Origin of the sequence: Mesorhizobium sp. M0106 (genome assembly GCF_040322715.1) — a bacterium.
Classification (GTDB): domain Bacteria; phylum Pseudomonadota; class Alphaproteobacteria; order Rhizobiales; family Rhizobiaceae; genus Mesorhizobium.
In genome coordinates this window covers 1-15,396 of sequence record NZ_JAMYUA010000078.1, presented here as the reverse complement: position 1 = coordinate 15,396, position 15,396 = coordinate 1, and the positions used below count along the sequence as shown (strand labels likewise).

Annotated in this window: 16 protein-coding genes; 6 read left to right on the top strand and 10 right to left on the bottom strand. The window is 61.4% G+C overall.

Going from position 1 to position 15,396, the window contains the following annotated elements; genetic code table 11:
* Positions 1-183: 183 nt before the first annotated feature.
* Positions 184-816 (top strand): LysE family translocator, encoded by a 633-nt coding sequence (locus NKJ55_RS34095; RefSeq protein ID WP_023674336.1) that lies wholly within the window; start codon positions 184-186, stop codon positions 814-816.
* Between the two features lie 6 nt (positions 817-822).
* Here the strand turns inward: NKJ55_RS34095 and NKJ55_RS34090 are convergent, their stop codons facing one another.
* Both NKJ55_RS34090 and NKJ55_RS34085 read right to left on the bottom strand, forming a co-directional pair.
* A complete protein-coding gene (locus NKJ55_RS34090; protein ID WP_352453716.1) occupies positions 823-1,647 on the bottom strand; it encodes a DUF2189 domain-containing protein in 825 nt (274 codons plus the stop codon).
* 143 nt (positions 1,648-1,790) lie between these two features.
* The gene (locus tag NKJ55_RS34085) at positions 1,791-2,495 is read right to left on the bottom strand and encodes a glutathione S-transferase family protein (protein ID WP_352453715.1); all 705 of its coding nucleotides are present in this window, start codon (positions 2,493-2,495) and stop codon (positions 1,791-1,793) included.
* A gap of 106 nt (positions 2,496-2,601) precedes the next feature.
* On the opposite strand from NKJ55_RS34085, the gene NKJ55_RS34080 reads away from it, so the two are divergent.
* Positions 2,602-2,967 carry a winged helix-turn-helix transcriptional regulator gene (locus NKJ55_RS34080; protein WP_023674333.1) on the top strand — a complete coding sequence of 122 codons (366 nt, stop codon included), beginning with the start codon at positions 2,602-2,604 and terminating at the stop codon, positions 2,965-2,967.
* A 275-nt stretch (positions 2,968-3,242) separates the two neighbouring features.
* Here NKJ55_RS34080 and NKJ55_RS34075 read toward each other — a convergent pair whose 3' ends face one another.
* Complete coding sequence (locus NKJ55_RS34075) at positions 3,243-3,692, bottom strand: SgcJ/EcaC family oxidoreductase (RefSeq protein WP_352453714.1); 450 nt, start codon at positions 3,690-3,692, stop codon at positions 3,243-3,245.
* Between the two features lie 62 nt (positions 3,693-3,754).
* On the opposite strand from NKJ55_RS34075, the gene NKJ55_RS34070 reads away from it, so the two are divergent.
* Positions 3,755-4,210, top strand: coding sequence for a MarR family winged helix-turn-helix transcriptional regulator (locus NKJ55_RS34070; RefSeq protein ID WP_352453713.1), 456 nt, complete (start codon positions 3,755-3,757; stop codon positions 4,208-4,210).
* A 233-nt stretch (positions 4,211-4,443) separates the two neighbouring features.
* Positions 4,444-4,962, top strand: a complete 519-nt coding sequence (locus NKJ55_RS34065; RefSeq protein WP_352453712.1) for a CAP domain-containing protein — start codon at positions 4,444-4,446, stop codon at positions 4,960-4,962.
* 43 nt (positions 4,963-5,005) lie between these two features.
* Here NKJ55_RS34065 and NKJ55_RS34060 read toward each other — a convergent pair whose 3' ends face one another.
* The 6 genes from NKJ55_RS34060 to NKJ55_RS34035 form a co-directional block, all read right to left on the bottom strand.
* Positions 5,006-7,693, bottom strand: coding sequence for an EAL domain-containing protein (locus NKJ55_RS34060; protein ID WP_352453711.1), 2,688 nt, complete (start codon positions 7,691-7,693; stop codon positions 5,006-5,008).
* 174 nt (positions 7,694-7,867) lie between these two features.
* Positions 7,868-9,403 carry a DHA2 family efflux MFS transporter permease subunit gene (locus tag NKJ55_RS34055; RefSeq protein WP_352453710.1) on the bottom strand — a complete coding sequence of 512 codons (1,536 nt, stop codon included), beginning with the start codon at positions 9,401-9,403 and terminating at the stop codon, positions 7,868-7,870.
* Positions 9,404-9,709: 306 nt separating this feature from the next.
* Positions 9,710-10,888: an HlyD family secretion protein gene (locus NKJ55_RS34050; RefSeq protein ID WP_352453709.1), complete on the bottom strand. Its 1,179-nt coding sequence runs from the start codon at positions 10,886-10,888 to the stop codon at positions 9,710-9,712.
* Entirely contained in the window at positions 10,885-11,364 is a 480-nt protein-coding gene (locus tag NKJ55_RS34045; protein ID WP_352453708.1) for a MarR family winged helix-turn-helix transcriptional regulator, read from the bottom strand. Before NKJ55_RS34045 ends, NKJ55_RS34050 begins: the two co-directional genes overlap by 4 nt.
* A 156-nt stretch (positions 11,365-11,520) precedes the next feature.
* Positions 11,521-12,141: a LysR substrate-binding domain-containing protein gene (locus NKJ55_RS34040; RefSeq protein WP_352453719.1), complete on the bottom strand. Its 621-nt coding sequence runs from the start codon at positions 12,139-12,141 to the stop codon at positions 11,521-11,523.
* 38 nt (positions 12,142-12,179) lie between these two features.
* Positions 12,180-12,371 (bottom strand): LysR family transcriptional regulator, encoded by a 192-nt coding sequence (locus NKJ55_RS34035; protein WP_352453718.1) that lies wholly within the window; start codon positions 12,369-12,371, stop codon positions 12,180-12,182.
* A 197-nt stretch (positions 12,372-12,568) separates the two neighbouring features.
* Between NKJ55_RS34035 and NKJ55_RS34030 the strand changes: the two genes are divergently transcribed.
* Positions 12,569-13,957, top strand: a complete 1,389-nt coding sequence (locus tag NKJ55_RS34030) for an FAD-binding oxidoreductase (protein WP_352453707.1) — start codon at positions 12,569-12,571, stop codon at positions 13,955-13,957.
* A gap of 40 nt (positions 13,958-13,997) precedes the next feature.
* Here NKJ55_RS34030 and NKJ55_RS34025 read toward each other — a convergent pair whose 3' ends face one another.
* On the bottom strand, positions 13,998-14,933 hold the full coding sequence (locus NKJ55_RS34025; protein WP_352453717.1) for a bifunctional helix-turn-helix transcriptional regulator/GNAT family N-acetyltransferase: 936 nt from the start codon (positions 14,931-14,933) through the stop codon (positions 13,998-14,000).
* A 217-nt stretch (positions 14,934-15,150) separates the two neighbouring features.
* Here NKJ55_RS34025 and NKJ55_RS34020 point away from each other — a divergent pair.
* Positions 15,151-15,396: co-chaperone GroES (locus NKJ55_RS34020; protein WP_292539378.1), on the top strand; the 246-nt coding region annotated here is incomplete at its 3' end.

Here is a 15,396-nt window from a genome sequence, read left to right as displayed (position 1 = left end):
CGTCATCCGCAAACCCACGCACCAAATGACGCGTCAGCGGCTTCGTTCAATCCCCTTCGATTCCGTCAAATCAGGAACCGCTCTAAGGCAGGGGCCCCGGCGCACTGGCGCAAAGGCTCCTGCCCTCATGCCCTTGCGGGTGATGGAAGCATGTGGTGAGTGTCCTCATCCGGAGATGCGCTCTTGCCTGAACCCGCCAACCACCTTGCCTTTGCGCTGGTCTGCCTCGGCATGGTGCTGACGCCCGGCCCGAACATGATCTATCTGATCTCGCGCTCGCTGTCGCAAGGGCCGAAGGCCGGGCTGATCTCGCTGGGCGGCGTGGCGCTCGGTTTTTTGTTCTACGTGCTGTCGGCGGCGTTCGGCATCACCGCGCTGCTGCTCGCCGTGCCCTTCGCCTATGATGTGCTGCGCCTTGCCGGCGCGCTCTATTTGCTGTGGCTCGCCTGGCAAGCGGTGAAGCCCGGCGGGCGCTCGCCCTTCCAGATCCGCGAACTGCCGAAAGACAGACCGCGCAAGCTGTTCGCCATGGGCCTGATGACCAACCTGCTCAACCCAAAGGTGGCAGTGCTCTATCTGTCGCTGCTGCCGCAATTCATCAGCCCCGGCAAGGGCCACGTGCTGTCGCAGCTTCTGGTGCTCGGTGCCACGCAGGTCGCGATCAGCCTGACCGTCAACGCCATCATCGCGGTGACGGCCGGCTCGATCGCCATCTTCCTCGCCGGGCGGCCGCTATGGCTGGTGATCCAGCGCTGGATGATGGGCACGGTGCTGACCGCGCTGGCCGTCAAGATGGCAACCGACGCGCAACGCTGATCGGTCCTACATCGGCCGCCTGACCTGCTGTGCCCGCTCCGGTTCGACCACCCTGCGGTAGAGATGCCAGGTCGCGTGGCCAAGGATGGGCATGACGACGGCAAGCCCGGCAAATAGCGGGATCGAGCCGATGACCAGGAGCACGGCGACCATCAGGCCCCACAGCGCCATCTGCAGCGGGTTTGTCATAACTGCGCGCGCCGACGTCTCGACTGCCGAGACCGCGCCGACATCGCGGTCGAGCAGCAGCGGAAAGGCGACGACAGTCGTCGCCAGCACGATCGCGGCGAAGGCGAACCCGGCCAGGTTGCCGAGCAGGATCAGCGTCCAGCCCTTGCTGGTCGTCAGCACTTCGCGAATAAAGCCGACGATAGAGGCCGGAGGCTGATTGCCGTACAGGCTGGTGTAGATCGATTGCGCGGTGAACAGCCAGAGCAGGAACAGTACCACCAGCATGATACCGATGACTGCAATCGCGGGCAGCGCCGGCGAGTGGCGCACGTCGAGCGCATGCCACCAGGATGTATCCATGCCGAACTCGCGCCGGCGGCTGATTTCGTAAAGGCCGATAGCGGCGAACGGACCGACCAAAGCGAAGCCGGACATCAGCGGATAGATGAGTTGGATGGCGTTCGAGCCCGAGGTCCACTGCGTCAGGATCAGGCCGACCACCGGATAGATCAGGCACAGGAACACATAATGCGACGGCTTGGCCCAGAAATCCTCTACGCCGAGACGGAGCGCATCGATCAGATCCTCGGTGCTGATGCGGCGCACCGTGGGCTGTACATGCATTCCACGTGCGTCCGCCATGACATGAAAGCCGGCCATAACCTTTCTCCCGTGTGTCGGGGCGGTCACCGCCAGGATGGCCGCCCGCAGCTGCCACTTCAAGAACGCCCGTATGATAGCGGATCTCGGCGTGCTTGTCGCCACCGCCCGGCGCCGGGGCGCCGGGCGGCTGAACGAACGGATTAGGCCGCGAAGCGATCGATCACCTCGGCCAGCGGCACGTGACCGAGGCAAGCGCCTGACCCGGCGGGCTTTTCGCCAGCCTCGACAGCAAGCGCGTATCGCACGGCCGGATCGGCTTCGATGCGGCGACGTAGCGCCGCCACCCTGGGATAAGCGGCGCCGTCGACCGCCTGGTGGAACTCCGCCCAGCGCGCCACGCCGATCAGCGTGGTATCGGCAAGCGTCAGCCGGCCGCCGACCAGGAAATCCGTGTCGAGGATCATCGCCTCGAGCTGGTCATGGCGGTTGGTAACGACCTTGCGGCCAAAGTCACGCAAGGTCGCCAGCAGCACCGGTTCGGCCGGCTCCATTTCATAAGCAGCCCAGAGCGGGGTGAAAGCGGCGGTGAAACCGGTGTTCACGAAAGCCATCAGCTGGTGCATCCGGTCGGCTTCCGGCGAGCGAGACTCAAAGCTGATACGACGTTGCGTGTCGCGGGCTTCGAGCCAAGCGGCAATCGCCATGGTCTCGGTGAGCACCCTGCCCTCGTCCGTGATCAACACCGGCGTTTCCTGGCGGCTGTTGATGCTGGCATAGGCGTCGTTCTTCATCTCAGCGAGCATGTCGACACGACACAGGCGGTAGGGCTGTCCGAGGCGTTCAAAAGCAGCGACAAGCCCCATCGAACTTCCCAGCGGGAAGCCGTAAAGGAGAATAGGTTCCATTTCTTTCTCTCTTCCATGTTAGGGGTCACGCTGCGCAGCGAAACTTGACCCTAAACGCTGGTCGCCCCATGTAAATTACGCACTATTCTGTAACCAGGTCCCCGCCATGAAAGATGTCGTCTCACGCTGCCCGATCGAGGAGACCATGCGTGTGCTCAGCGGTCGCTGGCCCACCTTGCTGCTCTATTATCTCAAGGACGGTACCAAGCGCTTCAGCGACCTGAGGCGTGACAATCCGACAGTGTCGCACCGCATCCTGGCGCTCGAACTACGCAAGCTGGAGGAAGCCGGGATTGTGCGGCGAACAGCGCATGCCGGCTATCCGCTACACGTGGATTACGACCTGACGGAGCCCGGTCTCAAGCTTGTGCCGCTCATCGACGCCCTGGGCGATTGGTGGGAAGATACCGAGGACGATCGGGCCAGCCGGGCTACATCGACGCCGGAAACAAAACTCGTGGCGGCGGAATAGCCGACCGGCGATCACCGCGCCGCCAAGAACTGCCGGCGAGAGCCAGCGCTCCAAGCCGTTCATACATTAGATCCCGCAAGACCAAGGCGACCGGCTATGAGGCGCGCCATTGTGGCCGGCCAAACCGGACAACGCACGGGCCATCCAGCACCAACTCCTGTAGCATAGCTCGCCAATCCCGATCACCTGACCCGCCGTTCGATCTCATTGCCCGATCAGATCGGCTTGACTATGCTGGATGGCTGTCGCTTTCGATTCTGACGTGAATGAAGAGCCTACTTATCCTCTTGAAGTTTCTCCTGAGACTTTGCCATTTGATCGTCCCCAAGTTCCATATTGTGCATCGTTGCAATCAACCATTCATCATGATCCCGCGTCGCCACTAAGCTGATTAATCCGCGCCGACGCGGCCATTCGTTTCCCATCGGATCGAGCGCGCCAGTCATGGACCACCGCAGGTCGAGCGTGGCAACATCAGGGCGAACAAGCCTGTTCCGCTCGCTTTCGGCGGATAGGTGGCTGTGCTTGAACATCTTCTCAAAAATTGGGGCATGGAACTGCTCGATCTTGTCACGTCCAGTCGCCTGCATACCGAAGACGTTTGTAAATTCGGCATCTGCCGCGAATACGGCGGCAAAGGCGCGAGCATCGTGACGATTCCAAGCTTCGATCAGCCTGTGCGCGACACTTTCCACCCCTTCAGTTCGGATGTTACCGGTAGCCACGCTGATCTCCTGTCATATAGTTCGGTTGCCATACTATATGGGCACCATATAAGTTTGGAAAGATGGATAATCAGCCATACACGCAGTCTCTGCTTCTCTATGCTTATCAATCGTCGGCGAGCGCTTTGGTCCAGGTTCTCCGGGAGAGCGGCCATTCGGCAATCAAGCCCAAACACGGCGCTGTTTTCGCCAACATCGACGCGGAAGGAACCCGACCCAGCGTCCTCGCAGAGCGTGCGGGCATTGGCAAAGCATCGATGGGTGAGTTGATCGATGAACTGGAGCGCCTCGGTTATGTTCGGCGTTCGCATGATCCGAACGACCGACGGGCCAAATTAATCGTTGCAACTGACGCGGCGCTTGCGGTGATCCGGACCGTCCACGATTTCAATCAGCGTCTCGAAGACCAATACCGAAGGCTGCTTGGCGCTCAGGCGTACGAATCGCTCCGGTCGTCACTGCAAGCGATATCCCCCAGCGAAAATTTGCAACCGAGGATACCTCGCCAGCGCTCGTGAAGCCGCAAAGGTGGGGAAAAGAAGCTCTCTGTCCGTGAAGGCCTGACTGGGTATCGAACTCCTGGGAGTATCGAGCCCGAACAGTCGTCTGGGCGAATGCTGCCATCCGAGCAAGGCTGTTTCGATGAGCGGTGAAATCAGTCTGACACAGTGCCATCGCGTCGAAACCATTCATCACGCATTTTCACCGCTCTGCCCGGCAAAAGCCATGATCGCGGTTATGTCAGGCCGGCATGACCGTTACGAAAATCGAAAATTATGAGGCCCAACCAAGCCTAAGCAGGCGCGTGCTGCTCAGAGCTGCCGGCCTTGGCGCCCTTGCCGGGCTCACCGGATGCGCAACCGCCGTGCTGCCTACCGGCGAAAGCGCCGGTGTCTCTGCTTCCGCCGCCGGCACGCTGGCCGGCATCCGCGCTTCGGCGGGTCTCGGGCCGCTTGTCCCCGATGCGCAGATCGAGCAGGCGGCGCTGCAGCAGGCCGGATATATGGCGCGCGGCGGCCGAATGAACCACACCACCGGCTGGGGCAAGGACTTTGCCTCGCGCGTCAAAGACAATGGCATTGCCGGCGCTGCCGCCGAAAACATCGCCGAAGGCCGCTTCGACCAGCAGAAGCTGTTTGATATCTGGGTGCATTCGCCAGGCCACCGCCGCAACATGCTCGACCCGCGCTTCACCCGCTTCGGCCTCGCCTATGTGCGCGACGGCCGCGACAGCACGCTTCGCTATTGGTGCCTTGTGCTCGGTAGATAATTTCCGCCATTTGGTCGGCGGAAGCCTGCAGGATGGCCGACCGTCAGTCTTTGCGGCCGCCGCCGAGCAATTCCTCGACGTCCTGCGCACAAACCGGCCTGCTGAAATGATAGCCCTGCATTTCGTCGCAATTGTTCCTGCGCAGGAAAGCCACCTGATCATCTGTCTCAACGCCCTCGGCGATGACCCTCAGGTTGAGATTTTGCCCCAATGAAATCACCGCGCTGGCCACAGCCTGATCGTTCTCGTCGGCGGCGAGATCCTTGATGAAGGACTTGTCGATCTTCAGCCGCGCCACGGGAAAGGTCTTGAGTGCGCTAAGGCTGGAATAGCCGGTGCCGAAATCATCGATCGAGATCTGGACACCCAGGCTTTGCAGGGCGTTCATGGTGGCGACCGCCAGCTCGATATCCTGCATGATAAGGCTCTCGGTCACCTCCAGCTCGAGATACCTGGCCTCCAGGCCGCTGTCCTTCAGCGCGCTGACGATGCGATCGATCAGGTTGCGCTCCCTGAATTGCCGCGCCGACACATTCACGCAAACGGTCAAGGGCGGCAGTCCTGCGTCTTGCCAGGCTTTGTTCTGCCGGCACGCCTCATGCAGAACCCAGTCGCCGATCGGTACGATCAGACCTGTCTCCTCGGCGGTCGGGATGAACATCGTCGGCATTACCGTGCCAAGCGTTGGGTGGTTCCAGCGTATCAGCGCCTCGACCGCAAAAACCCGACCTGACCGAAGGTCCACCTGCGGTTGGTAGAGCAGCGTGAATTCCGAACGCGCCAAGGCGTTTCGCAACTCTTCCTGAAGCACGAATTTTTCATGCGCCCTGGTGTTGAACTCCGGAGCGTAAAACTGGAAATTATCGCGGCCGAACTCCTTGGCGCGATACATGGCCGCATCGGCATTTGCCAGCAGCGTATCGGGATCCGTTCCATCCTTGGGATAGTTGGCAATGCCGATACTGGCCGTCGCCCGCACAAGATGCGCTCCGAGCTGAACCGGCTCGGCGAGTGCAGCCCTGAGCTTTTGCAAGGTCTCGGAAACGAGATCGACGTTCGCCGGCTGGTCGAAAAGCACGACGACGAATTCGTCGCCGCCAAGTCGCACGACGGTATCGGTCGCCCGGACGCAGTCGACCATGCGACTTGCGACGATCTTCAGGAGCTCGTCGCCGGCATTGTGGCCGAGCGTGTCGTTGACGAATTTGAAATTGTCCAGATCGATGAACACCACTGTCACCCAGCGATCGTATCGCTGGGCGTACAAGACCGCCTGTGAAAGCCGGTCCTCCAACAAGGCGCGATTGGGAAGCCCGGTCAGCACGTCATGATTGGCCATGAAGTGGATCCGGTCTTCGGCCTGTTTGCGTTCGATGGCGATCCCGGCGATGCGCGTGGTGAAATCGATGAGGCGGGTCTCGGCCTCGGTCGGTTCGCGCACCGTCATAGAATACATCGCAAAAACGCCGAGCACGGCGCCCTGATGCGACAGGATCGGCGTCGACCAGCATGAACGCAAACCGTGTGGCCGCGCGAGTTCGCGATAGTCCTGCCAAAGTGGATCCTGCATGATGTCAGCGACAATCACCGGCTCGCGCCGATAGACTGCGGTACCGCAAGACCCTGCCCTTGGGCCTACCGCGGCGCCGTCGACGGCGTCGGTGTAGTCTCTCGCCAGGCTCGGCGCGGCGGCGTGGCGCAAGTGGCTGCCATCCTTGTCGAGCAACAAGACCGAACCGAATATCCCCGCCAGTTGGGACTCGACCAGACGCATGAGCCGCTCGAGCACGTCTTCGAGGGGAGCGCTCTTTGCGATCATCTCGAGGATATGCGCCTGCCCGTCGCGAAGGATTTCGGCCTGCTTGCGCGCAGTGATGTCGCGGGCAATGCCGACGAGGCCGAAAATGTTGTTCTGAACGTTGCGCAACGGCAGTTTCGTAGACAGGAACCATTTGCCGGTGCCTGACGCATCGACGACGAACTCCTCCTCGTCGATCATCGGTTGTCCGTCGCGCATCAGTTGCTGCTCGATGAGGCGAAATTTCTGCGCAAGATCCGGCGCGTGAAGGTCGAAGTCGCTCAGACCGATCATGTCGCTCGTGCTGTCTCGACCGCTGTCGGACGCAATGGCTCGGTTGGCGACGACGAAGCGGCTTTCGGTGTCCTTCACCCACATGTAGTCAGGCACTAGGTCGATCAGCGTCTGCAAGGAGATACGCTCATCGACGACCAAGCGGTTGGCGCTGAGCTCGCTGATGTCCTCATGCGTGGCCACCCAGCCGCCGTCAGGCATCGGCTGATGGCAGACCTGAATTGTCCGGCCATCGGCGAGCTCGGCTGTCCAGTTCCCCGAAGCCGTGCCCGAATTGACTGCCCGGGCCAACGCCAGATAAGCGTCCGCATTCATTGCCGAGGTTCCGACAGCGACGCGCCGCTCGACGATTTCGCGCAGCGCCGCACCCGGCTGCAATTGCTCCGGTGCAAGGCGATAGATTTCCGCATAGCGTCGATTGCACAGGATCAGCCGTTCATCGGCATCAAAGAAACAGATGCCTTGCGAGATGTTCTCTATCGCGGTCTGGAACCGCAGTGCCTGGTCCTGAAGTGCCGCAATCGTGGCGCGAAGCTCGCGCTCGAGGGCCTCATATGAGGCAGTCGCCAGTTGTGCCAGCGTCGTCAAATTTGCGGATTCGGGCGCGCCGGCGGTTTGCCTGGATGACTTCGTGGCCAAACACAATTCCTCCCGCTGATGCTTGAGGCAAGCAAAGGAGGCTCGCCTTCAACCCAAAAGCGACTGCATATTGGTCCGGATATACTAATGGCAGGTGAACCTGGCTCAACGCCGACGCTACCGGCACAGGCAACGGAAGCCGTGAGCCGGTCGCGGTGCCGGAGCCGTGAGAACTTAGTCCATATGCGCGGCAGGCGCCCCACCGGCGGGCGGCGCCGCCTTTGGCTTGCGCAGCAGGAAAACAAAGGGGACAGCAAGCAGTGTCATCATCATCAGCAGCTTGAAGTCATTGACGTAGGAGATCATCATCGCCTGGATATTGACCATGCGATCCATCAGCGACAGCGCCGTCGGATCGCCGCCCGCCGCTGCCGGCGATGCCGCCCAGAGGTTGGGATTGAACGCATTGATATAGGCCGAGAGCTCGGCGTGGTTGATCTGCGTGTTGCGTACCAGCAGAACCGTCACCACCGATACGCCGATCGACGAGCCAAGATTGCGCACCAGGCTGAACAGCGCCGTTGCATCGGTGCGGAAGCGTGCGTCGAGCGTGGCGAAAGCCACGGTGGACAGCGGCACGAACACCATTCCCATTCCAAGGCCCTGGATGACGCCGGAGCTGAGGATAAGCCAGTTGTCCATCTGCGGCGAAAAGCTCGACATCGTGTAGAGCGATTGCGCGGTCAGCAGGAAGCCGATGACGACGAGGATCCTGGCATCGATCCTGTGCATGATCCGCCCGACGAACAGCATCGCGATCATCGTGCCGACACCGCGCGGCCCCAGGACGACGCCGATGGTGAGGGTCGGATAGCCGAAGATGGTCGACAGCATTGGCGGCAGCAGCGACATGCTCGCCAGGATGAGCACGCCCATGACAAAGATGAACGCCAGCCCGGTGACGAAATTGCGATCGAGGAAGATCTTGGGGTCGATAAAGGGGTGCTCCGCCGTCAACGTATGTATGGTGAATACCCAGAAGCCGGTGATGGAAAGACCAAGCTCGATCCATATCTCGATCGAGGAAAACCAGTCGACCTCGCCGCCGCGATCGAGCATCAGCTGCAGCGCGCCGACACCGAGCGAGAGCATGGTGAACCCGAAGAAATCGAAGCTGCGCACCCGCCGGGCGACGCTGGGAAGATATGCGGCCATGCCGAGGAAGGCGATGATGCCGACCGGCAGGTTGATGAAGAACACCCAGCGCCAGTTGAAATTCTCGGTCAGCCAGCCACCCAGCGTCGGGCCAAGGATCGGTCCCAGCATGATGCCGGCGCCCCAGATGGCCATGGCCTGGCCGTGGCGTTCCCTGGGGTTGATGTCGAGCAGGAAGGTCTGCGACAGCGGCACGATGGCCGCACCGAACACGCCTTGCATGAGCCGGAACAAAACGATGGTCTCAAGGCTCCAGGCGATGCCGCACAGCATTGAAAAGACGGTGAAGCCGACCACGGCCGTCAGGAACAGCTCCTTGCGACCGAAGCGGTCGGCCAGCCAACCGGTCACCGGCGTCATGATCGCCGCGGCAACGATGTAGGAGGTCAACACCCAGTTGATGTTGTCGGGGGAGGCGCCGAGATCGCCGGTCATGGTCGGCAGCGCAACGTTGGCGATCGTCGTGTCGAGCGCCTGCATGATCGTCGCAAGCATGAGCGCAACTGTGATCAGGCCGCGGTGCGGTACTTCGCGAAAGGGTTCTGGGCTGCTCATGACGTAAAACTTCCAGCAGGTAACAAAAACGTGTACATTAGGTTTCCGGACGGCGAGGCCCCGCTGTAGAGAGACCCTCATCGCGGTGGGACGCGAGCATCGATGTGGGGGTTACATCGACTGAGCGTCTCGACAAAGCGGGCGCCTGCCGCCCGGAAACCTGAGGACCGAAGATCCTGCGCGACGTTGTCTGCTCAGGCAGGCTACAGCGCAGCCCGTCTACGCATTCAACTTTTCCTGCGCCTCCCTCGGACCAATCCTGCATCCATCTCGCTGTTTGCTATATGCGGCCGCTACCAGGCCTCTTTACCTGGCCTCGCCTGCCGTGGCGCGGCGGAAAATGCTCGGCAGGCCGCGGGAAACGCCGGTGTCCACCGTGACGGTCGCGCTCATGCCGGTGCGCAGCGCCGCCTTGGCGTCGGCATCGGTCAATTCCAGGCGGACCGGAATGCGCTGCGTGACCTTGACCCAGTTGCCGGTAGCGTTCTGCGCGGGCAGCAGCGAGAACTCGGCGCCGGTGCCGGCGCCGATCGCCTTGACGGTGGCTTCGAACGTCTTGCCCGGATAAGTATCGACCATGATTTCGGCCTTCTGGCCGGGTTTCATGTTGGTGAGCTGGGTTTCCTTGAAATTGGCGTCGACCCAGGTGTCGCCGGTCTCGACCAGCGAAAACAGCGGCGTGCCCGAACCGACATACTGGCCGACCTTGAACGAAGCGGCCTGGCTGATGATGCCGTCGGCGGGTGCCTTGACCGTGGTCTGGACCAGATCGTAGGCCGCCTTGTCGCGTGCGGCGAGCGCCGCCATTACCGTTGGATGCTTGTCGGTCTCGATGTCGGGATTGCCGCCAAGTGCCGCCTTGGCGCTGACGATCCCTTGCTGGGCCACGGCCAGCTGCTGCTTCGCCTTGTCGAGGTCGTTCTTGGCTTCGTCCAGAGACGACTTGGCGTTGATGCCCTTCTGGGCAAGGTCGGCGGCGCGGTCATATTGCGACTGCGCGTACTGGACCTGGCTTTCGTCGGACTTCTCCTGCGCCAGCGCCTGGCTGTAGGCCGCACGCAACTGCTCGACATTGAGCCGTGCGCCGGCCACCGCCGCGTCGGCCTGGGCCAATGCGATCCGGTAGGGCTCGGGATCGATAGCGAACAACACGTCGCCCTGCTTGACAGACTGGTTGTCGAAAATGTCGACCTGAACGATGCGGCCCGCCGTATCGGCGGCTATCGACACCTTGGCCTGCTGCAGATTGGCGTTCTCGGTCTCCTGATAGCGGCCGCCGGTCACCCAGACATAGCTGCCGCCGGCGATCAACGCAGCGGGCAGCACAAACATCAAAAGGAAGCGGCCGGCACGGCGCTTCTTCTTCGGCGCCACCGGCGCCGGAGCTATCTGCGGAGCGACCGTTACCGGAGCTGCCGCCGGCTTCGCGGGAGCTTCCATCTCCAGTTTGGCCGCATTCTCATCTAGTTTGGCTACCGCGTTCATGCTGCTGCGCCTTCCGTATTCTTCACTTTTTCCGAGGGCGGCGTCTCACCATCTGCAAGATTCTGCACCATTGTCTCCAGCGCCCTGACCAGGACGCGGCGATCTTCCGGCGAAACGCCAACGAGCGATTCCTCATAAACCTCGCCGGCAAGGCTCTTGACGTGGGTGTAGGCCGCGTTCGCCTTGGCGGTCGGGAAAATCATGCGCACTCGCCTGTCGGTTGCGTCGGGACGGCGCTCGAGCCAGCCGCCCTCCTCCATGCGATCGACAAGACGCGAGACGCTGATCGGCTCGATTTCGAGAAGCTCGGCAAGCCGCGCCTGCGCGACACCCGCCTCCTTGGCGACACGTACCAGAAGCCGCCATTGCGCCGAAGAAAGGCCGAAACCACTGGCGCGCGCCTCGAAGCGCTTGCGCATCAGGCGCTGCACGTCGTGGATCAAAAAGCCCAATCTGTCGATGCCGTCGGAAACCATGAGCGACGTATATAATAAGCGTGCTCATAATTCAAGGAGCCCGATTGTGCCAGAAGCCGGTAAGTGTGCATGGCAGTCAGTGCAGGGCGATCGTGGTTAGCAATTTATTACGCCGGGCGCTTGTGACGAGTATGCAGAAGGTCGGCGTTCAGATGCTCAGACTATCGATCTCATCCAGGCGGAAAACGCTTCGATATGCGCTTGTCGGGGGTGATTGGCTACGCAGGCAAGGTAAAAGCCATAGCCTGGCAGACAGAGATCATGTGCCTTGACTAGCCTGCCAGCCTCGAGTTCGCCACTGACGACCACATCGCTGCAGATAGCGATACCTTGGCCTGCCGCTACCGCGTCAATCGCGTGCAGCTCTTCGCGGAAGCTTAGGTCCCATGCCTGGTTGGCATTGGGGATGCTGGGATCGATCGAGCGTGCGATCGCCAGCCATCGTTGCCAAGTCGGCGCTTCCGGGTCGCGGTTCGTCCAATTGAAATGGATGAGCGGGTATTGCAGCAGATCGGCGGCGCGCTCGATCTGTCGGTCGCCTCCTGCGAACAGCTCCGGGCTGCATACCGGAAAGAATGCGTCCCGAAAAATTTCCTGCGCGGGAACATCCCGCGGCATCCTGCGCGCATAGCGGATCGCGACGTCGGCGTCACCGGCTCGCAGGTCCAGAACGGCGTCTGTCCCGATGATCTCCAGTGGAATGTTCGGATGCTGTTCGCGCCACTTCGACAGGCGCGGAACCAGCCATCGGCTGGCAAATGCATTTGGGCTCGTCACGCGCAACGGGCGTTGGCCAACTCCGGCCGAGGCTGATGCTATTGCCGCAGCGAAAGCGTCGAAGCCGCTGCAATTACCGGGAATAGCCGTTCGCCCACGCCTGTGAGCACGAGCGGTCGTGGGCGCCGCCGGAACAGCAGTTGCCCACAGACCTCCTCCAGCAATCGAATCTGGTGGCTGATGGCCGTTGGCGTCACTCCGAGTTCCGTCGCGGCCTTCCTGAAGCTCATCAGCCTGGCAGCGGCTTCGAAGGCGCGAAGCGACCCGAGCGGCGGAAGTTTTCTCATCCAGGCAGTTTAGATGAATTTAGCTCATCCAGCGACTGAGATATTCGATTTTGCAGCGAATGGCGCCGCATGAGATATTTATGATCCGGTGAACGACAGCGGCCTGTCCGACCGTGCTGGATCACGAAGGGTATCCCTCGATGAGCATGTTCAAGCTTATAGACGGTTCCGAGCCGACGTTGCAGGCGCCAGATATCGCCCGGCTCAGGCAGGCGATTCGCGGCGATCTGATCCTTGCGGACGACCCTGGCTATGACCAGGCGCGCAGAGTTTGGAATGGCATGGTCGATAAGAGGCCGGCGGCTGTCTTCTATTGCGCCGAATCCAGCGATGTCGTCACGGCCGTCAACTTCGCCCGATCGCAAGGCTTCCTCGTCGCCGTCCGCGGCGGTGGTCATAACGTCGCCGGCAGTTCGGTATGCGACGGCGGCTTGGTGATCGATGTGTCACGCATGAAGCGGATCGAAGTCGACCCGATCCGCCGTGTCGCGCGCGCCGAAGCCGGCCTGAACCTGGGCGAGTTCGACGCAGCCACACAGGTCCATGGTCTTGCGACGACCATGGGTGTCAACGCGGATACCGGCATAGCCGGACTGACACTCGGCGGCGGGTTCGGCAAGCTTGGCCGCAAACATGGACTGAGCTGCGACAACCTTGTCGCTGTCGAAATCGTGACAGCGGACGGCCGCTTGCTCACGGCAAACGCGGCCGAAAATGCAGATTTGTTCTGGGGCATTCGGGGCGGCGGCGGCAATTTCGGAATAGTCACCACCTTCGAATACAAGCTCCATCCCGTGGGTCCGCTCCTCATCGCGGGATCGATGCTATACCGCTACGCAGAGGCACGCGAAGCGATGCGGTTCTATCGTGCGTTCTCGAGCGGCGCCCCGGATGAGCTGAGCCTGGATGCAGCACTTGTGACGGCGCCCTCGGGCGAACGCTTCTTCAGCATATCGGCGTGCTACATCGGCCCACTCGACGAAGGCCAGCAAATCATTCAACCTCTGAGAGAGTATGGCACGCCAGTTGAGCGCCGGATTGCTCCTGTCCCCTATCTTCAAATCCAATCGGCCGGGGACAGCCTCTTTCCGCGCGGGCGGCGCTACTACTGGAAGGCGCAGTTCATGCGCGAAATCACAGATCAGGCGATCGATACCATGCTTGCGGCTTACATGACTGCACCCAGCGAATCGCTTCTAGTCCTGCAGCAGGTTGGCGGCGCCATCTCGCGAGTACCGATGGACGGAACGCCCTACGCCAACAGAGATGCACTTTACGATTGCTTCCCGATATCGATCTGGGACAATCCGTCTGACGACGAAACGCACATCCGATGGGCGCGCGACCTGTGGGATGCAATGAGACCGTTCTCGACCGGCGGCGTCTACGCCAATAATCTCGGCGAAGAGGGCACTGATCGGGTTCTGGCGGCTTACGGCGAGAATTATCCGAGGTTGGCCGCACTAAAGAACAAGTATGATCCCACCAATTTCTTTCGCTTGAACCAAAACATTAAGCCTGCGACCTGAGCGACCGCCCCAGGCCGATGCTCGAAATTCTGCGGCGCTGCTACAGCTCCAAATTCCAGTTCTGGCCGACCAGATCCTTGCCAAAGGAATGGTGGCGCTCCTCGTTGCTCAATTTAAAGCCCGCAGCCTCATAGATGTGGCGAGCGGCGGCGAGCACGTCGTTGGTCCACAGCGTCAGTGTCCTGTAACCCCTGGCGCGGCAAAAGCCGACACATTCCTCGACCAGCCGCTTGCCGATCCCGAGGCCGCGCGCCGACGGCTCGACATAGAGCAGGCGCAACTTCGCCACCGCGTCCGACTGGCGCACGACGAAGACCGAGCCGACGACCTCGCCTTCCCGCTCGGCGATCCAGCTGCGTTCCCATTTCGGATCGAAGGATTTGACGAAGGCACCGAGGATTTCGGCGACCAGCGCTTCATAGGTTTCGTCCCAGCTATATTCCTGCGCGTAGAGCAGGCCCTGCCGATGGATGATCCAGCCGATGTCGCCGACTTGCAGGGGCCGCAGCATATAGGGAATTTTGGGCTCGGCGCTTCCGCCCAGCAAACGCTGCACCGTCTGCATGGCCTTGACCAGCCTGTCCTGTTCGGCAACCGAAAGCCGTTCGAGCAAAGCCGCGACCTGGTCGTGCGAACCCTGGTTCAGCGGCGCGAAGGCCTGCCGCCCGGCCTTGGTCAGCGCGATCGACGAGCGCCGCGCATCCGCCTCGATCGTGGCGCGCTCGACCAGATCACGCTCCTCGAACTTCTTCAGCAGCCGGCTGAGATAACCGGCATCGAGGCCGAGATCGCGCGCAAGGTCGGTGGCGGTCAGGCCATCGCGATGCGCCAGCTCATAGAGCACCCGCGCCTCGGTCAGCGAGAAGGTGCTTTTCAGCAGCCCTTCGTCGAGCAGCCCGATCTGGCGGGTGTAGAAGCGGTTGAAGGCTCGCACCGCGTCGATCCGGTCCTTGCCTGGGTGATGATGAATGGTTATGGCATCCTCCTCCCGGCAAGATCAGCGATTTAGTTGACTTGGTCAAGTATCCGTTTGAAGCAATTGTCCTGATTATGCCCAGCGGGCGCCTTGACTCGCACGAGCTGCCAGCCTATTTCAGCGCCACGTTAGCACTCCCCCAAGATGAGTGCTAACCACATGTCCGGCGCCGCCGGACGGAGGAACTGTTCTCACCATTCTCATCGAGGAATAAAAAATGGCAAAGTCGAAGTTCCGCCCGCTTCATGACCGCGTGGTCGTTCGTCGGGTCGAATCCGAATCCAAGACCGCGGGCGGGATCATCATCCCCGATACAGCTAAGGAAAAGCCGCAGGAAGGCGAGATCATCGCCGTCGGTTCCGGCGCCCGCGACGAAGCCGGCAAGCTCGTCCCGCTGGACGTCAAGGCCGGCGACCGCATCCTGTTCGGCAAGTGGTCGGGCACCGAAGTCAAGCTCAATGGC

Excerpts from the sequence above, each read along its gene's own strand:
- NKJ55_RS34090 (WP_352453716.1), bottom strand. The coding sequence starts at position 1,647 with ATGGCCGGCTTTCATGTCATGGCGGACGCACGTGGAATGCATGTACAG.
- NKJ55_RS34080 (WP_023674333.1), top strand. The coding sequence starts at position 2,602 with ATGAAAGATGTCGTCTCACGCTGCCCGATCGAGGAGACCATGCGTGTG.
- NKJ55_RS34050 (WP_352453709.1), bottom strand. The coding sequence starts at position 10,888 with ATGAACGCGGTAGCCAAACTAGATGAGAATGCGGCCAAACTGGAGATG.
- NKJ55_RS34065 (WP_352453712.1), top strand. The coding sequence starts at position 4,444 with ATGACCGTTACGAAAATCGAAAATTATGAGGCCCAACCAAGCCTAAGC.
- NKJ55_RS34035 (WP_352453718.1), bottom strand. The coding sequence starts at position 12,371 with ATGAGCTTCAGGAAGGCCGCGACGGAACTCGGAGTGACGCCAACGGCC.
- NKJ55_RS34070 (WP_352453713.1), top strand. The coding sequence starts at position 3,755 with ATGGATAATCAGCCATACACGCAGTCTCTGCTTCTCTATGCTTATCAA.
- NKJ55_RS34085 (WP_352453715.1), bottom strand. The coding sequence starts at position 2,495 with ATGGAACCTATTCTCCTTTACGGCTTCCCGCTGGGAAGTTCGATGGGG.
- NKJ55_RS34055 (WP_352453710.1), bottom strand. The coding sequence starts at position 9,403 with ATGAGCAGCCCAGAACCCTTTCGCGAAGTACCGCACCGCGGCCTGATC.
- NKJ55_RS34045 (WP_352453708.1), bottom strand. The coding sequence starts at position 11,364 with ATGGTTTCCGACGGCATCGACAGATTGGGCTTTTTGATCCACGACGTG.
- NKJ55_RS34030 (WP_352453707.1), top strand. The coding sequence starts at position 12,569 with ATGAGCATGTTCAAGCTTATAGACGGTTCCGAGCCGACGTTGCAGGCG.